We start from the raw sequence: 20,257 nt of genomic DNA on the forward strand, positions 1-20,257 counted from the left end.
CCCAAGGTTCCTGCAACCACACGGGCCAGATGAAGAGCCGGTTGCGATCCTGCTCCCCACAGTCCCAAACGACTGAGAAGGTGACGATCCGACAACCAGCTTCCGGGCGGGCGGCCACCCGCCCGGAGGCGTTAGTATCCTACATTTTTGTCATCCAAGAAGGTGCCGGCAGGCGGATGAGGGGCTTACGGCAGTCAGCAGACCTAGCGCTTCAAGCTCCCCAAGATGCCGCGCACCAGCGCCCGGCCGACTTGTGTTGCCACCGTGCGCGCCACGCTCTTCATTGCCGCTTCCACCACCGTTTCGCGCTGATAGCCGGACGCCCGGCCGCGCGATTGGCCGCGGCCCTGCTGGTCGTCGTCATTGCCGCCGCCGAAGCCCGGCAGGGTCCAGCCGGAGGTCGTGTTGCCCTGTTGCTGTGCTGCTTCATCCTGCGCCCGCTTGGCGGCGTCGGCATCGGCCGCCTTCTTCGCCCGTGCGGCCAGCAGTTCGAAGGCGGATTCGCGGTCGACATCCTCGTCATAGACGCCGAGAACCGGGCTCTTGTCGATGATCTGCCGGCGCTCGTCATCGGTCACCGGCCCGACGCGGCCGGAGGGCGGGCGGATCATCGTGCGCTCGACGATCGAAGGCGCGCCCTTGGCCTCCAGCGTCGAGACGAGCGCCTCGCCGGTGCCGAGATTGGTGATGACGGTGGCGCAATCGAAGGCCGGGTTCGCCCGGAATGTATCGGCCGCCGTCCTCACCGCCTTCTGCTCGCGCGGCGAATAGGCGCGAAGCGCATGCTGCGCCCGGTTGCCAAGCTGGGCGAGCACCGTTTCCGGTACGTCGAGCGGATTCTGTGTGACGAAATAGACGCCGACGCCCTTGGAACGAATCAGCCGTACGACCTGCTCGACACGTTCGGTCAGCACCTTCGGCGCGTCGTTGAAGAGCAGGTGCGCCTCGTCGAAGAAGAAGACGAGCTTCGGCTTTTCGGGGTCGCCCACTTCGGGCAGTTCCTCGAAGAGCTCGGAGAGCAGCCAGAGCAGGAAAGTGGCGTAAAGCCGCGGGTTCATCATCAGCTTGTCGGCAGCCAGCACCGAGATCTGGCCGTAGCCGTTGTTGCTGGTGCGCATGATGTCGGAAATCTTCAGCGCCGGTTCACCGAAGAAATGCTCGGCGCCCTGCTGTTCGAGAACGAGCAGCGCCCGCTGGATCGAGCCGACCGAGGCCTTGGAGATCAGCCCGTACTGGTTGGAAAGTTGGCTGGCGTTCTCGCCCATATAGTTGAGCAGCGAGCTGAAATCCTTGAGGTCGAGCAGCGGTAGCCCGCCTTGGTCGGCGATCTTGAAGGCGATGTTGATGACGCCTTCCTGCGGTTCGGAGGCATCCATCAGCCGGGCAAGCAGCAGCGGTCCCATCTCGGCGATGGTGGTGCGCACCCGGTGGCCCTTCTCGCCGAACAGATCCCAGAAAATCACCGGAAACTGGTCGAATTCGTAGTCGGTGAAGCCGATCTGCTCGGCGCGCTTCGTCAGGAAATCCTTGGGCTCGCCCCTGGCGGCGATGCCGGAAAGATCGCCCTTGATATCGGCCGCAAACACCGGAACGCCGGCCCGCGAGAAACCTTCGGCCAGCACCTGCAGCGTCACCGTCTTGCCGGTGCCGGTAGCGCCGGTGACGAGGCCGTGGCGATTGCCGAATTTCAGGTCGAGATATTCCGGCTTGTTGATGCTGTCATCGGGATTGCGGCTCGCGCCGATGAAAATCTTGCCTTCCTCGATCATTCGGAATGCTCCCTTGGGGCTCTGCCGCCATTGTATGAGAAGGCGTGCTTCTGCCGCCTTCATTGAACTATCGTTTCCCTGTTATAAGCAGGCATGCGCATGCGGACAACTGTTTGCATTGAAAGCGAAACCGGACAAAGTGCGGCCCGGGGAGGGGCCGGCTTGAGTTGCGGTCGAATTTCGATTAACGTTGACGTTAACGTCAAAAAATAGGAGGCTGACGATGAATGAAATTGTGACCCAGATCGCCGATCGCGTGGGTATTGCGCCTGATCTGGCCGAAAAGGCGCTAGGCATGATGCTCGGCTTCCTGCAGCGCGAGGCCGCCGATGGTCCGGTTGCCAAGATGATCGAAGCGATCCCCGGCGGCGCCGATCTTGTCGCCCAGTTCAACGGCGCAGGTACCGGCGGCGGCGGTCTGCTCGGCGGGCTGATGAGCTCGCTCGGCGGCGGCGGCATCATGGGGCTCGGGCAGCAGCTGATGGGCGAAGGCCTCGGCATGGGCGAGATCACCTCGCTTGCCAAGGAAACCATCGCGATCGCCAAGCAATATGCCGGCGAAGAGGTCGTCGACGAGGTCGTCGCTTCCGTCCCGGGCCTCAGCCAGTTCGTCTGAGCGATAACGAGAAAGCGCCTTCGCGGTGTTGCCGCGAGGCTCATCATATCTTGTCCTGGTCCCACTTGAAGAAATGGCCAGTCGGCGGCGCGGCAAGCTGAATCTGAGGGGAGTTGCACCTGCCGTTCGGAAGAGGCTCACCGTTTTCGCTCTTGCAGGAGCTCGTCAGCAATATTACGTCCACGCGCAAACACGCCCAATATTTTGACGTCATCGCCACTGACCGAGAACGCCACGCTGACGCTGCGCCGGTAGCCGATAACCCGTAAGCCGGGAATCCGGCTTTCCCGCACACTGCCCCGCTCCGGGAACGTGTCCAGGGACTCGATGAAGGTGATCAATGCTTGGACGAAGTCGCCGGCTATGCCGGTTCCCGCCTCAACGGCGATATCGGCATAGAGCTTGTCGAGTTCGGCTTCTGCCTTTGGATGATAGATAATGCGGTAGGCCATGCCTACTTGGCTTTCGCCGCGTCAATCCGGCGCTTGGTTTCAAAGCGGGCGCGTACTGTCTCGGCCGGGATGCCAAGGCCCGGCTTGTTCACCAGGTCGTCATAGCGCGCCGGGATCTCCTCATTGAGCCAGCGCTCGCGGGCCGCCTCATGATCCTCCAGCAGCCGCAGGCCCGCACGAACAACTTCGCTGGCATTGTTATAGCGGCCGGACTCCAACTGCTTCCGGACAAATTCTTCGTAATGATTCCCGAGCGCGACGTTGGGCATGGTTTTCCTTTCGTTGTCAGGAATATGAGGCAGCCATCCTTTTATGGCAATAGATGTCAAAAACTGACCTGGCATGATCATCGGCGGCCCTGCTTTGATCGCCCTTGCCTTGCAGCCTCTGCTCGCTAAGTAGGGGCTATCCCTTGGAAGAAGGAGAGCCTTATGACCGTCTGGCGCCCATCGCAGCGGATCAGGGTGAAGGTGATCGGCCTCGCCTGGCGGAAAGACCAGTTGCTCGCCGCCGAAGTGGAGGATGACAGCGGCCGCATCAAGGGCATTCGCCCGCTCGGCGGGGCGATCGAATTCGGCGAGAGTCGCGAAGAGGCCCTGTACCGCGAATTCAGGGAGGAACTCGAGACCGATATCCGCATCGTCGGCCCTTGGCATCTGCTTGAAAACATCTACGAACATCATGGCGCAATCGGTCACGAATTCATCTTCGCTGCCGATATCGAACTGGCCGATGCATTGCTCTATGAGCGCGACGAAATCCGCTACTGCGAACTCGACGAGACGGCGGCGACAGCGCGCTGGTTCGGCCGCGACAGGCTGCGTAACGCCGGCATCGATCTCTATCCGACGGGCCTCGACAGAGTGCTGTCGCGCTGGCGCGATTGAGCCGGATATCGCTCGCTCTGGGGCGCCATATGCCGATCGCCAAACTTTGACCGTCCGCCCCCGCTTCCGGGGAACAATGAGGTCGTCCTGCTGTTTCTGTCGCATTGCTGAAACCATAGGGAATAGCATCATGCGTATGTTTCTTGCAGCAGTCTCGATCATTCTCCTCGGCTTCGCCGCGCCGGCCTTTTCCCAGGCGCTTGCTGATATGGACTATAGCGGCCGCTTCGGCGGTATGCCGCCCGGCACGGTGCCGGGGGCGGAATCCAGCGGCGGACTCATGATTCCGCTCGATTCAGTCGAAACCGGTGATATCAACGTCGTCATTCCGTCGGATCGGCCCACTTGCCCACGGCCCGGAACGCGTCAGTACCGCGCGGCCGAGCGCAACGGTACGCTAAGCGACGCCTGCCGCTGACGGGATTGTCTCGGATTGGAAAGAAGAACCGTCTATTTGCCGTTTTTGTGCAGCACGACGCCGAGTTCATGCCACTGCCGTTTGTCGCGCTGGATCAGTTCGTCGGCGCAGGCCGGTCCCATGCTGCCCGGCGCGTAAGCGTCGGGCACGCTCTGATCCCCAGCCCAGATATCGAGGAAGGGCTGCACCGCCGCCCATCCGGCCTCGATCCCGTCGGCGCGCTGGAACAGCGTCTGGTCGCCGATGAAGAGATCGTAGAGCAGTGATTCATAGCCGGTCGTCTTGGCGATATCGAATTTGTCGGCATAGCGGAAATCGAGAGAGACCGGCACGGTATCGACCGAAAGCCCCGGCGACTTGATCGAGATTTCCATGCTCATGCCTTCGTCCGGCTGCACCTGAATCACCAGCCGGTTCGGCGGCAGGCGGCGCTGTACGTCGGTCTCGCGAAACTGCGCGAAGGGAACCGGCTGGAAGGTGATGACGATCTCGGTGTCGCGCGCCGTCAGTGCCTTGCCCGTTCTGAGATAGAAGGGCACGCCGGCCCATCGCCAAGTATCGGCATAGAGTTTCAGCGCCACGAAAGTCTCGGTCCTGCTGTCGGGCGAGACGTCCTTGGTGTCGCGATAGGCCGGAAGCTCGGCGCCATTGAGCGGGCCTGCGCCATAGGCGCCCCGCACGCCATGTGTCTTTGCCTCCTCCGGCGTATAGATGCGCAGCGCCTTCAGCACCTTGCTCTTCTCGTTGCGGATTGCTTCGGCATCGAAGCTGTTCGGCGGTTCCATGGCGATCATCGCCAGCAGCTGGAAGAGATGGTTCGGCACCATGTCGCGCAGCGCGCCGGTTGCATCGTAGAATTTGCCGCGGCTGCCGACATCGACGATCTCGGCGGCGGTGATCTGCACATGGTCGATGTAGCGGCTGTTCCACAAGGACTCGATCATCATATTGGCGAAACGTGCAGTCATCAGGTTCTGCACCGTTTCCTTGCCGAGGAAATGGTCGAGCCGGTAGACTTGGCTTTCTTCGACCTGGGCGAGAATCTGCGCATTGAGCGCCCGCGCCGAGGCGAGATCGGTGCCGAACGGCTTCTCGATGGCGATCCGGCGGAAGGTGCCGACCTTTTCGTCAGTCAGCCCATGGGCAGCAAGCTTTTCGACGATCGAGCCGAAGAAGGACGGCGGCACGGCGAGATAGAAGGCGGCATTGGCATCCGGTCCCAGCCGCCTGCCGATCTCCAGGAAAATATCGTCTCTGCTGAAATCCCCGGACGTATAGGAAATGCGCCGGCGCAGGCTTTCCCAGGCCTCGTCCTTCACCGTCGGCGCTTCGCCGCTCAGATGGCTGAGGAATTGGTCGAGCCGCCCGCGCAGGAACTCGTCGTCACCTGGCTCGATGCCGATGCCGAGAATGTGGAGATCCTCGCCGACGAGGCGGCTGCGCGTCAGATTGATGATCGCCGGCACCAGCAGGCGGCGCGTCAGGTCTCCCGTGGCGCCGAAGATGACGAGGGTGACCGGCGGGGTAGGGGCAGCGTCCATGTGTCATCTCCTTGGATTTTCAGGCCGACTATACTGCGTGCCGGTCTCGCCGCAACATATGCAGGCGAGGGGTAACAGGCATTTGACACCATCCGGACCGGCTGAGCTCGCGTCACATTGGTGGCGGGCGGACGATTACCCTTTCACCGCCACCATGAAGATCCTCGGAAACCGCAGCAGCACCCGCCCGTCCGACATCCTGGGATAGGCCTTTTCCAACCGCTTGAGGTAAGCCGCCAGGAATGCCTCGCGATGCTCTTCGCCGGCATGGGCGAGATAGGGCATCAGCCCGGTTCCCTTGACCCATTCGACGATCGCCGCCGCATCCGCCATCGGGTGATTGTAGACGGTGTGCCAGATATCGACGCGTGAAGCTTTGGCGATCAGCCTGGAGTAATAGGTGGACGGCGGCGGTAGCGCCTTGCGGCGCACGCTCTTTGCCTCGAAGGCAGTCTTCCACGGGCCGGCATGCGCCGTTTCCTCCATCGCCAGATGCGAGGGTTCGCCGAGATTGTCGGGCATCTGCACGGCCAACACGCCGCCTTCGGAAAGCCCGTCCATCAGCCGGTCGAAGATTTCGAGATGATCGGAAAGCCATTGGAAGACGGCATTGGCAAACAAAAGGTCGGCGGGTTGGGCCGGCTGCCAGCGGGTGAGATCGGCCTCGACGAAGGCAGTATTTGGAAGCCGCTTGCGCGCTGCCTCCAGCATGTTCATGTCGCTATCGACGCCGGAGACGCCCTCCGCCCCATAGCGCTCGATGATCAGCTCGGTCGAATTGCCCGGGCCGCAGCCGAGATCGATGGCATGACGAATGTTTTGCAACGGCACCTGTGCCAAAAGGTCACGCGCCGGTCGTGTGCGCTCGTCCTCGAATTTCACATACTGGTTGGCGGACCATGCCATCATACTCACTCCTGCCGTCAGGCCACATCTTCGATGTGGCGGATGCGGATCTTGTCGATGTTGCAGCCGTCAAGATTGACGACCTCATCGGCGAAGTCGCCTGAGACGAAGGCACCGCCAATCTTCACTCAGCCGATACAAGTATTTTGTCCACGCGCCTCCCGTCGAGATCGACGACTTCGAAGCGCCATCCATCTCTCGTGAAGCTCTCGCCCAACTCCGGCAGATGTTTCAACTCTTCCAACACCAGGCCAGCGACAGTCTGATATTCCAGATCGCCATCGAGCCTGAGGTTTAAGAATTCAGCGAACTCGTCAATCGGCGTCCAGCCCGACACGAGATAAGATCCGTCGTCTCGACGAGCGATGGCCTGTTCATCGACCGGTCCCTCCTGGAGAGCCCCCATGATTGCTTCCAAAATGTCACCTGACGAAACAACCCCCTCGAAATGGCCGTATTCGTCGAAAACCAGCACCATGTGAACGGGCGATTTCCTGATGGCTTCAATAACATTGATGGCAGTTGAAAGGTCTGAAACCACCGGGACGTCTTGCGTCAGAGCCTTGATGTCGGCACTGCCGTGTTCGGACATCGCGTCGTAAAAATCCTTGACCGAAAGGATGCCGATCACCTCGTCCGAACTACCTTTTCGAACCGGCAACCGCGACCGTTTCGTCCTATGCAACTGGGTTCGAATTTCATCAAGGCTGTCGTCGATATCAATAATTTCGACGTCCCGTCGGGGCGTCATAAGCGCTCGGGCAGTGCGGTCCGCCAGCCGCATGACACCTGATATCATCGCGGACTCTTCGCTTTCGATCACTCCAGCCGACTGCGCCTCGGCTAGAACAGTTTTGATCTCCGCGTCCGAGACATTGTCGCCACCTTTTCCTGTTTGCCCCAAGAGCTTAAGCACAAGATTTCCGGAGGCGTTTAGAAGCCACACGAGTGGCAGAGCGATTTTTGAAAGTACCGCCATAGCGGGTGCGACCTTGGCCGCAACCGCTTCGGGTTCTCGCAATGCGATCTGCTTTGGAACAAGTTCGCCGACGATCAACGAAAGGTATGTGATTGCCACAACGACTGAACCTACGCCCATGGCATCAGCCGCCGTCGATGACATCCCCTGGGCCTCCAGCCATCCGCTCAGGCGGCCGCCGAGCGTGGCCCCTGAGAAAGCGCCGGATAGAACACCGACCAGCGTGATGCCGATCTGCACCGTAGAGAGAAAACGACCGGGGTTTTCGGCCAGTTTGATCGCTTGAGCTGCACCCTTGCTTCCATTGTCGGAGAGAACCTTTAGGCGGGCCGTTCGAGAAGACACGACAGCCAACTCCGACATGGCGAGCACACCATTCAGGATGGTGAGAAACGCCACAATTCCAATTTCCAGAAACACAGGGACCCTATTCGTTGAGGTTGTAATGCCGCATTCGTCAGGCGAAGCGGCGAGGCATTCGAAGGGACGCTCTCATACTCATATACGAGTCGCCTGTCGTCTTTCCATTATCGTATTGACATCAGTTCGGGTTCCATCAGACAGCTTGCTCTGAAGTGAGCCGAAGCCACCCGTCATCGGAAATGGTCTGGGAAACGGCCCTCTCTGCAGGAGCCTTGATATGCCTGAGGCGAGGCGGAGGTCATCGCACCGTCTACAATGGTCGCCTGTTTCCTCGGCCGGGAGGTCCCGGTTGGAAGGGGCGGAGCTTGTACTGGATGGGTCGCTGTCAGGCATGTCGCAATTTTGACGGTGAAACAGTGCCGACGCAAGAGGCGCCGGGCGAAAATCCTTATAGCGTCTTGATGTGACAGTTTCGCCAACGGCAGCAGCACGGCGTTCGCGCGTCTTAAAAGAGGCGCGGCGATCAGCCAGTCATAGGTAAAGTGGCGCAGTGGGTGCGGCTCGCCTCGATCTGATGGACGATGCGGCGGCGTGTGTGCGAACTGTCGCAATCAGGGCGGAAAGCCAGGGAAAAGGGTACGGGCGGATGCTCATGGCCGGCCTCGAAAAATTCGCATCACGACAGGGGGTCGAGAGATTGGTTGTGAATGCGGCGCGAGACGCCGTCGGATTCTACGGGGCGCTCGGATGGACCGTCGTTGAGGCCGGTGGTGAAAATCCGGTGCTGACTAAGGAATTGCGAACCGGGCCTTAATAGTGAAGTATTGCGCTGGCCGCGAGCTGCTCTGACGTTCTCGTGGAGCCTCTCCAATCAACGCCGAGGTCACGATGCTCATTATCTTTGGCGGTCTGCCTGGCAGTGGAAAGACGACGATTGCCCGCGCTTTGGCCGAGCGCTTGAATGCGGTCCATGTGCGCGTCGATACCATCGAGCAAGCAATCTGTGCCTCCGGAATTGCCGATGATGCCGGGCCTGCAGGCTATATCGCGGCTTACGGCATCGCCGGAGACAATCTGACCCTCGGCAGAACCGTTGTCGCCGACTCCGTCAACCCGCTCCGGATAACCCGGGCAGCATGGCTTTCGGTCGCGCAAGCGGCCGGGGCGACAGCGGCGGAGGTCGAGATCGTTTGCTCGGACAAAGCCGAGCACCGCAAACGTGTTGAAACGCGCCTCACCGACGTCGAAGGTCTGGTAAAGCCGACATGGCAAGCGATTTCCGAAAGAACCTATGACGAATGGCACGATGCAATCGTCATCGATACGGCTTCGAAAACGGTCGATGCCGCTTTGGATGAACTGGTGAGCCGATTGAAATCGCCTCCCGCCAAAAGCCTGGCATAACCGACGAAGGTACGCGTGATGTCGTCGGAAAAACGGCACCACACGCTCACGCCTTCACGCCGCGAGGATAGTAATCCCGTAGGCGTTGGCAGCCGCCGTCATGCGGACGATGGTTTCCGCCGAAGGGCTGGCCTTCGGTGGCTCGGACGTGCCTTCCGCCTCGATGAACTCAGCCATATCCCGATCGACGACCGCGGAAAAGACCACGGGGACAGTTCCGCGGTTGGAATAGCCGTGTACCATGAAGGGAGGGATGGTGACGATGTCGCCGGCGCTGGCCTCGATCTCTTCGGGGCCGCTATCGCTCAGGCGCCAGATCGTCAGGCGTCCCTCGATGATGCGGAACACTTCGGGGCTCGCATGCGCATGTTTCGGCGTTCGGCTGCCTGATGGCACGGTGACGTCGAAGATATTGAGCCAGGTTCCGCTGATTCTAAGCCGCCGCTCGACCCGGTCGCCAAGGACGAAAAACCGCTTCGCCTCGTCGCGCGCAGGCATTTTCACAAATGAGTTGGACATCATGTCTCTTTCTTTTTCTTACGGGCTTTTTCTTACAGGGCTTCTTTTTATGGGTTTTTTCTTGCGGGCGCAGCCGTTAGACCTTTGCGACGCCTTTGACAACCCGCCCTGTTGTTGAGGGTAACATCGCCGAACGCTTTCAAAGAAACGCGCTGTATCGGCCGAAGCGCTGAACAAACGGCTCCGTTGCCAGGGGTTCAGCGCCGCCCGCGCGCCACTGCGTCACGAGGCTGTCGGGACCGATATCGGTACTTCGGGGCGTTTCCGCAAGGCCCGCCAATGCCGCATCAGCTATGCGGAAATGACGGAGGCCGGAAGGCTTCGAAAGGCTCGGCGCCTGTAATACCGCCGACACAGAAGGGGCGCATAGAACGCGGCGGCCGTTCTTGGCCTTCCCTGGGGCCGTCCTTCCACGCCGTCCCGGCATTCACATTGATGGAGCGCATCCATGTCCTCTCTTCCCGTCGTCGGCGCCGCCATGACGCTCGATGAAGTCGAACTTCACCGTGACTGGCTCTTCGAAAAGTCCCGCGATCTCGAATTGCAGAGCTTCATCGATGCCGAGGTTTTGAACGGCGACTGGGCGCCGCTTGCCGCCCGCACCAGGCGGCTTCTCGACGGTCATGGCGGCCGCCTCGGCATTCACGGCCCGTTCTGGGGCTTCACCATCGCCTCGGAAGATCCCGATATCCGCGCCATCGTCACCCGGCGCCTGCTGCAGGGCCTCGATGTCTGCGCCGCGATCGGCGCGACCCATATGGTCATTCACAGCCCTTATACGTCCTGGTCCTACAACAATCTCGACGACAATGCCGGCGCCCGCGAAGCCTTGGCCGAGCGCACGCACATGACCTTGCGCGATGCCGTCAGGCGCGCCGAGGATATCGGCTGCACCATGGTCATCGAGAACATCGAGGACAAGGATCCGCATAGTCGCGTGGTGCTTGCCGAAAGCTTCAACTCGCCTGCCGTCGCCGTCTCGATCGATACCGGCCACGCCCATTATGCCCATGGCTATACCGGTGCGCCGCCGGTCGATTATTACGTCAAGGCCGCCGGCAATCGCCTCCAGCATGTCCACCTGCAGGATGCCGACGGATATGCCGACCGCCACTGGAGCCTCGGCGAAGGCACGATCCGCTGGCATGCCGTCTTCGCCGCCCTTGCCAAACTCGAAAGCGATCCGCGCCTCATCATCGAGATCAAGGATAAGTCCAAGATCCCGGCTTCATCAGCTTTTCTCGCCTCGATCGGCGTGGCTCAATAGGGTCTGTTGCTCGTCCCGCCCTCCCTCATTCCCGTGCTTGCCACCGGCGGGCAGGGCGGAACTCCCTCACGAAAACCGGGTAATCACACTGATCCCCGTCGCCTCAGCCTTGTCGAGCGCCATCAGCGCCGGCACGGCCTCCTCGAGGCTGATGCGGCGTCCGATCAGCTTCTGCGGCGCGATCTTTCCGGCCGAAAGCATCGACAGCATGGCATCGTAGCGCCAGGCCTGCATGCCGTGGCTGCCGTAGATTTCCAGCTCGTGGCCGATCACCTGCGCCATCGGAATCTGCGGTGTCGCATGCTCGCCGAGCATCAGCCCCACCTGAACATGCCGTCCGCGCCGGCGCAGGTTCTTGATCGAGTTGAAGCAGGTGACGGGATGGCCGAGCGCGTCGATCGAGACATGCGCGCCGCCCTTGGTGATCTCGCGCACCGCCTCCGCCACGTCGGCGACGCCGGATGCGTTGACGGTCGCTACCGCCCCGCACTCCCGCGCAAAAGCAAGCTTCTCCTCGGATATGTCGATGCCGATCGCATTCGCTCCGAGCGCCGTAGCGATCATGATCGCCGACAGGCCGACGCCGCCGCAGCCATGCACGGCGATCCATTCGCCGGGCCCGGTGCGCGCCTGGTCGGCGACGGCGCGGAACGAGGTGGCGAAGCGGCAGCCGAGGCTTGCCGCCGTCGCATCGTCGATCGTATCGGGCAGGTGCACCAGATTGGTATCGGCATAGTCGATCGCCACATATTCGGCAAACGACCCCCAATGGGTGAAGCCCGGCTGAAACTGGTTCGGGCAGACCTGCTGGTTGCCGGAATGGCACTCCCCGCAATGGCCGCAGCCGGAAACGAAGGGCACGGTCACCCGGTCGCCCACCTTGAAACGCATGACGCCACGGCCGGTGGCGACGATCCTCCCGGCAAGCTCATGTCCCGGCACATGCGGCAGCCGGATATCCGGGTCGTGCCCCATCCAGCCGTGCCAGTCGCTGCGGCAGAGCCCGCTGGCCCCAACGGATATGACGACGCCGTCCTCGGCCGGACTGGGATCGGCAACGGTGCGGATTTCGGGCGCCTGTTCGAAGGCTTCGTAAAACATGGCTTTCATCGGCGTCTTCCCTTGCTGCCGAATGCATGTCGCCCGGAAGTGTGCAGCGGTTCCGGGATAACGACATGCATAAAAAAGAGCTTAAGAGCGTGGCATGGATCAAAGTCGATGCGACGCTCTTAAGCGGCGGTTCCACCCATCATCGCATGTGGCAAGTAGCCATTCCAACCTTCCATTCCATCATTTTTGCTGATGCACCCATCGCTGAGCCCCGTGTGACTGCGCACGAATATTGCGGCTTCGCGCGCGCTTCCGGCATTTTCTTGCTTCCGCGTTTTCTGCCCCGATTTGTCCTTGACCCGGCTAGCCGTGGCGGCTTTTCCTTCTCCGGCTTCAGGAGGAAACCATCATGGCCGTCGATACAACACCCCGTTCAACCACCTGGACTCATGTCGACGGTGAATGGCTCCCCGGCAATCCGCCCCTGATCGGGCCGACCTCGCATGCCATGTGGCTCGGCTCCACGGTCTTCGACGGCGCCCGCTGGTTCGACGGCATCGCGCCGGATCTCGACCTGCACTGCCAGCGCATCAACCGCTCGGCGCTCGCCATGGGCCTGAAGCCGGTGAAATCAGCCGAGGAGATTACGGCGCTTGCCTGGGAAGGCGTCGCGAAATTCGATGGCGCCACACCGATCTACATCAAGCCGATGTATTGGGGTGAACACGGTTCGCCGGGCAGCGTCGTCTCGGTTGATGGGGACTCGACCCGCTTCGCGCTCTGCCTGTTCGAGGCGCCGATGGGCGGCCATGGCGGCACCAGCCTCACCGTCTCGCCCTATCGGCGCCCGTCGCCGGAAACGGCGATGACCGAGGCGAAGACCGGCTCGCTCTATCCAAACAGCGGCCGCATGATCGCCGAGGCGCGCAGCCGCGGTTTCGACAATGCGCTGGTGCGCGACCTGAACGGCAACGTCGTCGAGACCGCCTCGTCGAATGTCTTCATGGTCAGGGACGGCGTGGTGTTGACACCGGCCGCCAACCGCACCTTCCTCGCCGGCATTACGCGTTCCCGCGTCATCGGCCTGCTGCGCAAGGCCGGTTTCGACGTGCACGAAGCAACGCTCTCCGTCGAGGATTTCATGCAGGCCGACGAGATCTTCACCACCGGCAACTATTCCAAAGTCGTCGGCGTCATCCGTCTCGACGGCCGCGACCTCCAGGAAGGCCCGGTCACCCGCAAGGCACTCGAACTCTACATGGACTGGGCCTTCGGTAGAAGCGAGAGTGAAGAGTGAGAAGAGTCCCGCAAAGCGGGAGCAATCGATCCAGTGAATCGATTGCAACGACGAACGCCCGGAGCGCAAGCGCAGGGCTGGCGCGGGGTAAGTGTAAACGCCGGCGCGGAATGTCAGCGGCCCTTTACTGATGGACTGAACACCAGCAGGCTTAGAATTTCGAAGAGAACCTGAGCGCCCGCCTGGGCGGTGTTGGTGGTACTGTCATATTGCGGCGCGACTTCGACCACGTCACCACCGACGAAATTGATCCCCTTGAGACCCCGGAGCAGCTCGAGTGCTTCCCGGGTGGTGAGACCGCCGGGCTCGGGCGTTCCGGTGCCGGGGGCAAAGGCCGGGTCCAGGCTGTCGATATCGAAGGACAGATAGGTCGGACCGTCGCCGACAATGCGTCGAGCTTTTTCGATGATGGCCGGAATCCCCATGCCGGAAATCTCCTCGGCATGAATGACGGTCATCCCGGATTCATAGGAGAATTCCCAGAGATATTCGGAGGGACCTCGGATGCCGATCTGCACGGTGCGGGTCGGATCGAGAACGCCGTCCAGCACGGCGTTGCGCATGGGGCCGCCATGGTGGAACTTGCTCTGGTCAAAAGGACCGCCGGTATCGCAATGCGCGTCGATATGGATAAGACCGACCGGCTCCCGCGCCCCGACCGCTGTCAGGATTGGATGCGTGATGGAGTGATCACCGCCGACCGAGACTGGGATGACGCCCGCCGCGACGATCTTTGTGATGGCCGCCTCGATATTCTCATGGCATTGCTCCAGGCGATATCGGCTCGCAAACGGCACATCGCCGATATCGGCTGCACGCAGGTCATATGCCGGGGCGCAATCCAGAACGTGATGGTAGGGTCCGATCCGCTCGATGCCGCGTACGGCCCGCGGTCCGAACCTTGATCCCGGCCGGTTGCTGACGCCGAGATCCATCGGGATGCCGACGACGGCGACTTGCAGATCACCAAAATCGGGAGCGGCGAAATTCACCTCCTTGTAGGGTAGGCTCGCAAACGTCGAGACGCCGGAATAGGGGGCCGCGCGCGTGCCGCCCCTGAAAATCTTCTCAGCCACCCGACGGAATCGCGGATCGAAAAATTCGGCGCTATCTGCGAATTTCCTGCGCAGATCGTCGAGATGTTTCTTCAAATCAACCATGGTCTTGTCCCTCGTTTCTGCATTCAGTCTGACGGCGCGCCGCCCGGTTCACAGCTTCAATGCCGATAATGGTTGCGGCTATGCCTGACAGCTTTATTGCGTGAAGGGCAGCCTCTTGCACCGAGGTTTGCGCCCCTCATGTCATCCACTTCCGATGCTCCGCAAATCTCTCCGCCAAGAGGTCGATGAACAGCCGCACCTTCGTCGGCAGATGGCTGCGGTTGGGATAGACGGCGTTGATGTTGAATTCCACCGGCCGGTAGTCCGGCATGATTCACCAGCCGCCCTTCGGCGATGTCGTCGAACACGACGAAGCTCGGCGCCAGGAAAATGCCGCGCCCGGTCAGCGTCAGGAAGCGCAGCATCTCGGCGCTGTTGGAGACGACGTTGCCGCTGATCTTGACGCTCTCCTTTTTCCCCTCGCCATCCTCGAAGCGCCATTCGTCGCCATAGGGGTAATAGGCATATTGCAGGCAATTGTGATCGGCGACTTCGGCCGGCGTCTTCGGCAGCGGATGGCTCTCGAAATAGGCCGGCGAGCAGACGAGCATATGGCGCCAGGGTGTCAGCTTGCGGGCGACGAGCGACGAATCCGGCGGCGGTACGGTGCGCATCACCAGGTCGTAGCCATCCTCGATCATGTCGACCATCCGCTCGCCGACGCTGAAATCGAGTGAGATCGACGGATAGAGCTCCATATATTCGCTGACGACGGGCAGCAGGAAACGCACGATGGCGCTGCTGGTATAGACCTTCAGCGTGCCGCGCGGCGTCGTGCTCAGCGCGCCCGCCGTCCGGTCCGCCTCATCGAGTTCGGCCAGGATCTGCGACGAACGCTCATAATAATATTTGCCGGTTTCCGTCAGGCTGACCTTGCGCGTCGTGCGGTTGAGGAGGCGCACACCGAGCCTGTCCTCCAGCGATTGCACGTGATTGCCGACCATGGTGACGGACATGTTGAGCCGGCGCGCGGCGGCGGAAAAACCACCGCATTCCACCACCCGGCCAAAGACTGTGAGGCTTGTCAGCCGATCCATATTGCCCTCGGATTATCCTCTGGGAGTTGATGATCCTTCCCGATTTAAGCAGATTATCAAAGTGAATGTCAGGGTGCATTTTCCTTCGCATCGAACAGGGCCTCTCAGAGAGGAGGCTGCGAGTGAAGGAGAAGGACGATGGTCGAGTTACCCCACAGGCAAGTTTTCGAAAGTGCGAGGCAGGCCGAGCAGATCCTGGCCGAGGAAGCCGCCAGGGCGCCTTCCGCCGAGGCGGCTCCCACACCTATCTCCGAAGCGCCGGCTGCCGAACCACCGGCCACCGAAGCACCGGTTGCGGAAACTCCCAAAAAGACCAGCCGCCGCATCGTCAAGCGCGCCGTCATTGCCGCCGCGCTGCTTGCCGGCGTCGCTTTCGGGGGCGATTTCGGCTACCGCTACTGGACGGTCGGCCGCTTCATCGAATCCACCGACGATGCCTATGTGAAGGCCGATTACACCACCGTCGCCCCGAAGGTCGCCGGCTATATCAGCCAGGTGCTGGTCAACGACAATGACGCGGTCAAGGCCGGCCAGGTTCTCGCCCGCATCGACGACCGCGACTTCCAGGCCGCACTGTCGCAGGCGAAGGCCGATGTGAAGGCAGCGGAAGCCGCCATCACCAATATCGACGCCCAGATCTCGCTGCAGCAATCGGTGATCGAGCAGGCGAGGGCGACGATCGATGCCTCGCAGGCCTCGCTCGATTTTGCCGTGTCAGATGCCGCCCGCTCGGCCCGCCTGATCACCAACGGCGCCGGCACCCAGTCTCGCGCCGAACAGACCCAGTCGGCCCGCGACCAGGCCGCTGCCGCCGTCGAGCGCGACCGGGCAGCCCTCGTCACGGCTCAGAATAAGGTGCCGGTGCTTCAGACTGAGCGCGAACAGACCGTCGCCCAGCGTGACCGTGCGGCAGCGGCCGCCCATCAGGCAGAGCTCAACCTCACCTATACCGACATCGTCGCCGCCGTTGACGGCACGGTCGGCGCCCGGTCTATCCGGGTCGGCCAATATGTCACCTCGGGCACGCAGCTGATGGCGGTGGTGCCGCTGCATGCCGTCTATGTCGTCGCCAATTTCAAGGAAACGCAGCTGACCTATATCAGCCCCGGCCAGTCGGTCGAAATCAAGGTCGACAGCTTTCCCGATATCTCGATCAAGGGGCATGTCGACAGCGTTTCGCCGGCAAGCGGCCTGGAATTCTCGCTGCTGCCGCCGGACAATGCCACCGGCAACTTCACCAAGATCGTCCAGCGCATCCCGGTCAAGATCGTCATCGACGACGAGGCGCTGAGCGGCCTCTTGCGCTCGGGCATGTCGGTCGAGCCGGAGATCGATACCAAGGCTGCCCAAACTAAGGCTGCCGAGACCGAGCCTGCCCAAGCCCCTGGAACAGCCGGGGAGGGATTATCCAGCCATGCTGGATGACCTTCCCTTCTTCGCCCAATTATCCCGATCATTCCCTGAATGAACACCCCAACCCCGTCATGAGAAAGTTTTCCGCGAGAGCCGGAAGGAGATAAGCCATGGCCACTCTTCAGATCGCCGCAAACGGCAATTCGGCTGCGCGCCCCGCCGCCGCGACACCTGCCGCCATGAGCCCGCTTCGCATGTGGGCAGCCGTTGTCGGTTCGACGCTCGGCGCCTTCATGGCGGTCCTCAACATCCAGATCGTTAACGCTTCGCTTGCCGATATCCAGGGCGCAATTGGCGCCGGCACGGATGACGGCGGCTGGATCTCGACCTCCTATCTGATCGCCGAGATCGTCGTCATTCCCTTGAGCGCCTGGCTGGCGCGTGTCTTTTCGGTCCGCAACTATCTGCTTGTTAACGCCATCCTCTTCCTCGTCTTCTCTGTTGCCTGCGCTTTCGCGGCCAACCTGCAGCAGATGATCATCCTGCGCGCCATACAGGGCTTTTCCGGCGGCGTGTTGATCCCGATGGCCTTCACCATCATCATCACGCTGCTGCCCAAGGCCAAGCAGCCGATCGGCCTTGCCCTCTTTGCTCTTTCGGCCACCTTCGCGCCGGCGATCGGCCCGACGATCGGCGGTTACCTCACCGAGAACTGGGGCTGGGAATATATCTTCTACGTCAACCTAGTGCCCGGCGCGCTGATGGTCGGCATGCTGTGGGCTTCGCTCGATCGCGGGCCGATGAACCTGAAGCTGCTCGCCAAGGGCGACTGGCCGGGCATCGTCACCATGGCGATCGGCCTGGCGGCCCTGCAGACGGTACTGGAAGAGGGCAACAAGGAAGATTGGTTCGGCTCCGATTTCATCGTCCGCCTGTCTGTCATCGCCGCCATCTCACTGACGCTGTTCCTGATTATCGAACTGCGTGCCGCCCATCCGCTGCTGAACCTCCGCCTGCTGGTGCGCCGCAACTTCGGCTTCGGCATCGTCGCCAATTTCCTGCTCGGCATTGCGCTTTATGGCTCGGTTTTCGTGCTGCCGATCTATCTCACCCGTATCCAGGGCTATAATTCCGAGCAGATCGGCATGGTTCTCGCCTGGACCGGCATCCCGCAGCTGCTGTTGATCCCGCTGGTGCCGCGGCTGATGAAGCGTTTCGATGTGCGCCTGCTGATCATCATCGGCTTTGCCCTTTTCGCCGCTTCGAACTTCATGAACGTGCACATGACCGGCGATTATGCCAGTGACCAGCTGTTCTGGCCGAACATCGTCCGCGCCATCGGCCAGGCGCTCGTCTTCACGCCCCTCTCGGCGATCGCCACCGCAGGATCGAGCAGGAGAATGCCGGTTCGGCGTCCGCGCTTTTCAACATGATGCGCAATCTCGGCGGCGCCGTCGGCATCGCCTCGCTGCAGACCTTCCTGTCGAAGCGCGAGCAGTTCCACTCGAACATCCTGACCCACTCGGTCTCGGTCTTCGAGGAAGCCACCCGCGATCGTATCGCCAGGCTCACCGGCTACTTCATGAGCCACGGCGTCAGCGATCAGGCGCTCGCCAGCCACAAGGCCGTCGTCGCCATCGCGCTCAAAATACGCAAGCAGGCCAATATCATGGCCTTCAGCGACACCTTTTTCCTGCTCGGTGTCGCCCTGGTCGTCGCCCTGCTTGCAAGTCTGCTTCTCAGAAAACCCGGTCAACTCTCCGGCGGCGGCGCTCACTAGTGCCGTGCGGCCCTCAAGGAGGAGAAAGCCATGACGTCAGCGATCTATGCCCCGGATACCGACAGACTCCAACCCAAGGCAGCCGGCCATGCCGTCAGTGTCGGCGCACTGCTCTCCATCATCGAATGGCTCTCCGGCGACGAATGCCACGCGCTCGACGAAGCGGGCCTGATCTCCGGCCTTGGTCGCCGGCTTCAGGCGCTCGGCCTGCCTGTGGAGCGTCTGACCCTGCATCTGATGACCCTGCATCCCGAGTTCATCGGCCGCACCATCGCCTGGGCGCCGGGCGAGCCCGTCGAGATTCACGACCGGGAGCACGGCGCGCGGGTCGCCATCTCAAACACGCCGCTGCGCAAGGTCATGGAAACCCGCGAGCCGCTGGTCGTCGATACCGGCGAAAGCGTGCATGGCCGTTGGCAGCATATCGATGTCTTTGCCGATCGCGGCCTGATGCAGCTCGTCATCGCGCCGCTCTGCAATGTCGACGGCCCGGTCAGCGCCGCCGTCTTCGGCACGTGCCGGGCGGGCGGCTTTACCGCTTCCGAACGTCAGGTGATCGAGCGAATCCTGCCGGCGCTGCGCAACACCAGCGAACTGCGCATTCTGCGCCAGGTCGAACTCAGCCTCCTCGATACTTATATCGGCCCGCTGACGGCAAGCCGCATCCTGGCCGGCCGCATGCGCCGCGACGAGATCGAATCGATGGAGGCGGCCCTGCTGCTCTGCGATCTGCGCGGTTTTACCGAGCTGTCGAACCGGCTGCCCGGCAGCACCGTGCTCGGCTTGCTGAACGCCTATTTCGACAGGGTCGTGCCGGCCATCACCCGCGAGGGCGGGGAAGTGCTGAAGTTCATGGGCGACGCCGTGCTCGCCTTCTTCCCGGGCTATGATGCAAGTCACTCCTGCGGCGCGGCCCTGGCATCGGCCCGCGCCATCCTCGATGAGATCGACCATTTCCAGTATGAGGGCAACAGCATCAAAGCCGGCATCGCCCTGCATTACGGCGAGGTCGGCTACGGCAATGTCGGCTCTGGCCGCCGCCTCGACTTCACCCTGATCGGCGGCGACGTCAACCTGGCCAGCCGCATCCAGACCGCCTGCAGCGAACTCGGAGAAGCCTTGCTGATGTCGGCGCCGTTCCGTGAGGAGGCTGGGGCCGGGGATGTGGTGTCGGTCGGGTCGCACAGGCTGAAAGGTTTTGCCGATCCGGCCGAGCTATTCACGATTGTGCGGTAGGCGAGCCCACCAGCTGGCAGAATCCAGATTTCTGGTCCGCCCCTCATCCGCCTGCCGGCACCTTCTTGGATGACAAAAATGTAGGATACTAACGCTTCCGGGCGGGTGGCCGCCCGCCCGGAAGCTGGTTGTCGGATCGTCACCTTCTCAGTCGTTTGGGACTGTGGGGAGCAGGATCGCAACCGGCTCTTCATCTGGCCCGTGTGGTTGCAGGAACCTTGGG

Annotated in this window: 18 protein-coding genes and 2 pseudogenes; 10 read left to right on the forward strand and 10 right to left on the reverse strand. The window is 61.7% G+C overall.

Features of this window, described 5'->3' with window-relative positions:
• Positions 1 to 203: 203 nt before the first annotated feature.
• A complete protein-coding gene (locus tag HFO99_RS32630) occupies positions 204 to 1,769 on the reverse strand; it encodes a helicase HerA-like C-terminal domain-containing protein (protein WP_222365704.1) in 1,566 nt (521 codons plus the stop codon).
• 223 nt (positions 1,770 to 1,992) lie between these two features.
• Here HFO99_RS32630 and HFO99_RS32635 point away from each other — a divergent pair, with 223 nt between their 5' ends.
• Positions 1,993 to 2,385, forward strand: a complete 393-nt coding sequence (locus HFO99_RS32635; RefSeq protein ID WP_222365705.1) for a hypothetical protein — start codon at positions 1,993 to 1,995, stop codon at positions 2,383 to 2,385.
• Between the two features lie 137 nt (positions 2,386 to 2,522).
• Here the strand turns inward: HFO99_RS32635 and HFO99_RS32640 are convergent, their stop codons facing one another.
• Positions 2,523 to 2,837, reverse strand: a complete 315-nt coding sequence (locus tag HFO99_RS32640; protein WP_222365706.1) for a type II toxin-antitoxin system RelE/ParE family toxin — start codon at positions 2,835 to 2,837, stop codon at positions 2,523 to 2,525.
• Positions 2,838 to 2,839: 2 nt separating this feature from the next.
• The gene (locus HFO99_RS32645) at positions 2,840 to 3,106 is read right to left on the reverse strand and encodes a type II toxin-antitoxin system ParD family antitoxin (RefSeq protein ID WP_064250361.1); all 267 of its coding nucleotides are present in this window, start codon (positions 3,104 to 3,106) and stop codon (positions 2,840 to 2,842) included.
• Between the two features lie 162 nt (positions 3,107 to 3,268).
• On the opposite strand from HFO99_RS32645, the gene HFO99_RS32650 reads away from it, so the two are divergent.
• The gene (locus HFO99_RS32650) at positions 3,269 to 3,724 is read left to right on the forward strand and encodes an NUDIX hydrolase (RefSeq protein ID WP_222332744.1); all 456 of its coding nucleotides are present in this window, start codon (positions 3,269 to 3,271) and stop codon (positions 3,722 to 3,724) included.
• A 76-nt stretch (positions 3,725 to 3,800) separates the two neighbouring features.
• Positions 3,801 to 4,142, forward strand: coding sequence for a hypothetical protein (locus HFO99_RS32655; RefSeq protein WP_222252607.1), 342 nt, complete (start codon positions 3,801 to 3,803; stop codon positions 4,140 to 4,142).
• A gap of 32 nt (positions 4,143 to 4,174) precedes the next feature.
• Here the strand turns inward: HFO99_RS32655 and zwf are convergent, their stop codons facing one another.
• From zwf to HFO99_RS32670, 3 genes are all read right to left on the reverse strand, one after another.
• Positions 4,175 to 5,683, reverse strand: coding sequence for a glucose-6-phosphate dehydrogenase (gene zwf, locus HFO99_RS32660; protein ID WP_222332745.1), 1,509 nt, complete (start codon positions 5,681 to 5,683; stop codon positions 4,175 to 4,177).
• A 135-nt stretch (positions 5,684 to 5,818) separates the two neighbouring features.
• Entirely contained in the window at positions 5,819 to 6,589 is a 771-nt protein-coding gene (gene tam / locus HFO99_RS32665; protein ID WP_222365707.1) for a trans-aconitate 2-methyltransferase, read from the reverse strand.
• A gap of 124 nt (positions 6,590 to 6,713) precedes the next feature.
• The gene (locus HFO99_RS32670; protein ID WP_222332747.1) at positions 6,714 to 7,988 is read right to left on the reverse strand and encodes a hemolysin family protein; all 1,275 of its coding nucleotides are present in this window, start codon (positions 7,986 to 7,988) and stop codon (positions 6,714 to 6,716) included.
• Positions 7,989 to 8,505: 517 nt separating this feature from the next.
• On the opposite strand from HFO99_RS32670, the gene HFO99_RS32675 reads away from it, so the two are divergent.
• Together HFO99_RS32675 and HFO99_RS32680 are read left to right on the forward strand one after the other, a co-directional pair.
• Complete coding sequence (locus HFO99_RS32675) at positions 8,506 to 8,745, forward strand: GNAT family N-acetyltransferase (RefSeq protein ID WP_261323446.1); 240 nt, start codon at positions 8,506 to 8,508, stop codon at positions 8,743 to 8,745.
• A 74-nt stretch (positions 8,746 to 8,819) separates the two neighbouring features.
• A complete protein-coding gene (locus tag HFO99_RS32680; protein WP_222332748.1) occupies positions 8,820 to 9,335 on the forward strand; it encodes an AAA family ATPase in 516 nt (171 codons plus the stop codon).
• Between the two features lie 54 nt (positions 9,336 to 9,389).
• On the opposite strand, the gene HFO99_RS32685 is transcribed toward HFO99_RS32680, so the two are convergent.
• The gene (locus HFO99_RS32685) at positions 9,390 to 9,857 is read right to left on the reverse strand and encodes a cupin domain-containing protein (RefSeq protein WP_222332749.1); all 468 of its coding nucleotides are present in this window, start codon (positions 9,855 to 9,857) and stop codon (positions 9,390 to 9,392) included.
• A gap of 445 nt (positions 9,858 to 10,302) precedes the next feature.
• Between HFO99_RS32685 and HFO99_RS32690 the strand changes: the two genes are divergently transcribed.
• The gene (locus HFO99_RS32690) at positions 10,303 to 11,121 is read left to right on the forward strand and encodes a sugar phosphate isomerase/epimerase family protein (RefSeq protein ID WP_222365708.1); all 819 of its coding nucleotides are present in this window, start codon (positions 10,303 to 10,305) and stop codon (positions 11,119 to 11,121) included.
• A gap of 66 nt (positions 11,122 to 11,187) precedes the next feature.
• On the opposite strand, the gene HFO99_RS32695 is transcribed toward HFO99_RS32690, so the two are convergent.
• The gene (locus HFO99_RS32695; RefSeq protein WP_222252615.1) at positions 11,188 to 12,231 is read right to left on the reverse strand and encodes a zinc-dependent alcohol dehydrogenase family protein; all 1,044 of its coding nucleotides are present in this window, start codon (positions 12,229 to 12,231) and stop codon (positions 11,188 to 11,190) included.
• 349 nt (positions 12,232 to 12,580) lie between these two features.
• On the opposite strand from HFO99_RS32695, the gene HFO99_RS32700 reads away from it, so the two are divergent.
• On the forward strand, positions 12,581 to 13,468 hold the full coding sequence (locus HFO99_RS32700) for a branched-chain amino acid aminotransferase (protein ID WP_222365709.1): 888 nt from the start codon (positions 12,581 to 12,583) through the stop codon (positions 13,466 to 13,468).
• Positions 13,469 to 13,581: 113 nt separating this feature from the next.
• Here HFO99_RS32700 and speB read toward each other — a convergent pair whose 3' ends face one another.
• Both speB and HFO99_RS32710 read right to left on the reverse strand, forming a co-directional pair.
• Positions 13,582 to 14,628 (reverse strand): agmatinase, encoded by a 1,047-nt coding sequence (gene speB / locus HFO99_RS32705; protein ID WP_222365710.1) that lies wholly within the window; start codon positions 14,626 to 14,628, stop codon positions 13,582 to 13,584.
• 136 nt (positions 14,629 to 14,764) lie between these two features.
• Positions 14,765 to 15,665: pseudogene (locus HFO99_RS32710) on the reverse strand (LysR family transcriptional regulator).
• Between the two features lie 138 nt (positions 15,666 to 15,803).
• Here HFO99_RS32710 and HFO99_RS32715 point away from each other — a divergent pair.
• The 3 genes and pseudogenes from HFO99_RS32715 to HFO99_RS32725 all read left to right on the forward strand — a co-directional run bounded on the left by HFO99_RS32715 (position 15,804) and on the right by HFO99_RS32725 (position 20,034).
• Positions 15,804 to 17,090, forward strand: coding sequence for an HlyD family secretion protein (locus HFO99_RS32715; RefSeq protein WP_222365711.1), 1,287 nt, complete (start codon positions 15,804 to 15,806; stop codon positions 17,088 to 17,090).
• 98 nt (positions 17,091 to 17,188) lie between these two features.
• Positions 17,189 to 18,798 (forward strand): annotated as a pseudogene (locus HFO99_RS32720) (MDR family MFS transporter).
• 30 nt (positions 18,799 to 18,828) lie between these two features.
• Entirely contained in the window at positions 18,829 to 20,034 is a 1,206-nt protein-coding gene (locus tag HFO99_RS32725) for an adenylate/guanylate cyclase domain-containing protein (RefSeq protein WP_222365712.1), read from the forward strand.
• The last annotated feature ends 223 nt before the right edge of the window (positions 20,035 to 20,257 follow it).

It is taken from the genome of Rhizobium leguminosarum (genome assembly GCF_019798305.1).
Taxonomy (GTDB): Bacteria; Pseudomonadota; Alphaproteobacteria; order Rhizobiales; family Rhizobiaceae; genus Rhizobium; species Rhizobium leguminosarum_U.

Bases quoted from the DNA above. Each gene is read 5' to 3' on its own strand.
- HFO99_RS32725 (WP_222365712.1), top strand. From the start codon at position 18,829: ATGACGTCAGCGATCTATGCCCCGGATACCGACAGACTCCAACCCAAG.
- HFO99_RS32635 (WP_222365705.1), top strand. From the start codon at position 1,993: ATGAATGAAATTGTGACCCAGATCGCCGATCGCGTGGGTATTGCGCCT.
- HFO99_RS32715 (WP_222365711.1), top strand. From the start codon at position 15,804: ATGGTCGAGTTACCCCACAGGCAAGTTTTCGAAAGTGCGAGGCAGGCC.
- HFO99_RS32655 (WP_222252607.1), top strand. From the start codon at position 3,801: ATGAGGTCGTCCTGCTGTTTCTGTCGCATTGCTGAAACCATAGGGAAT.
- HFO99_RS32650 (WP_222332744.1), top strand. From the start codon at position 3,269: ATGACCGTCTGGCGCCCATCGCAGCGGATCAGGGTGAAGGTGATCGGC.
- HFO99_RS32645 (WP_064250361.1), bottom strand. From the start codon at position 3,106: ATGCCCAACGTCGCGCTCGGGAATCATTACGAAGAATTTGTCCGGAAG.
- HFO99_RS32675 (WP_261323446.1), top strand. From the start codon at position 8,506: ATGGACGATGCGGCGGCGTGTGTGCGAACTGTCGCAATCAGGGCGGAA.
- speB (WP_222365710.1), bottom strand. From the start codon at position 14,628: ATGGTTGATTTGAAGAAACATCTCGACGATCTGCGCAGGAAATTCGCA.
- HFO99_RS32700 (WP_222365709.1), top strand. From the start codon at position 12,581: ATGGCCGTCGATACAACACCCCGTTCAACCACCTGGACTCATGTCGAC.
- zwf (WP_222332745.1), bottom strand. From the start codon at position 5,683: ATGGACGCTGCCCCTACCCCGCCGGTCACCCTCGTCATCTTCGGCGCC.
- HFO99_RS32695 (WP_222252615.1), bottom strand. From the start codon at position 12,231: ATGAAAGCCATGTTTTACGAAGCCTTCGAACAGGCGCCCGAAATCCGC.
- HFO99_RS32685 (WP_222332749.1), bottom strand. From the start codon at position 9,857: ATGATGTCCAACTCATTTGTGAAAATGCCTGCGCGCGACGAGGCGAAG.
- HFO99_RS32640 (WP_222365706.1), bottom strand. From the start codon at position 2,837: ATGGCCTACCGCATTATCTATCATCCAAAGGCAGAAGCCGAACTCGAC.
- HFO99_RS32690 (WP_222365708.1), top strand. From the start codon at position 10,303: ATGTCCTCTCTTCCCGTCGTCGGCGCCGCCATGACGCTCGATGAAGTC.
- HFO99_RS32680 (WP_222332748.1), top strand. From the start codon at position 8,820: ATGCTCATTATCTTTGGCGGTCTGCCTGGCAGTGGAAAGACGACGATT.
- HFO99_RS32630 (WP_222365704.1), bottom strand. From the start codon at position 1,769: ATGATCGAGGAAGGCAAGATTTTCATCGGCGCGAGCCGCAATCCCGAT.
- tam (WP_222365707.1), bottom strand. From the start codon at position 6,589: ATGGCATGGTCCGCCAACCAGTATGTGAAATTCGAGGACGAGCGCACA.